Below are 332 nucleotides of genomic sequence, written 5' to 3'. Positions count from 1 at the left end.
ACCGATGCGGTGTTAGACGAGGTCATGATCTGGCAAAACCGCCAGCTCGACGAGTTTTACCCGGTGATCTTCCTCGACGCGCTACGCGTGAAAATCCGTGACGGGCACCGCGTGGTCAATAAGGCCTGCTATATGGCGGTTGGTGTCGACATGGACGGCATCAAGCACATCCTGGGATTGTGGATCGCTGAAAATGAAGGTGCCGCATTCTGGGCATCGGTGTGCGCGGATCTGGCCAACCGCGGTGTCCAGGACGTGTTCATTGTCTGCTGCGACGGGCTCAAAGGCTTGCCGGAAGCCGTGGAAGCCACCTGGCCGAATTCCATGGTGCA

General features: G+C 58.4%; 1 protein-coding gene. It reads left to right on the top strand.

What is annotated here, in order from left to right:
* Positions 1 to 332 (top strand): transposase (locus tag QP413_RS09940; protein ID WP_284781605.1); only part of this gene is annotated, 332 nt, incomplete at both ends.

Origin of the sequence: Corynebacterium sp. UMB4614 (genome assembly GCF_030217065.1) — a bacterium.
Lineage (GTDB): Bacteria > Actinomycetota > Actinomycetes > Mycobacteriales > Mycobacteriaceae > Corynebacterium.
Note: the sequence above shows the minus strand (reverse complement) of the source record. Positions and strands in the feature narration are given on the sequence as shown.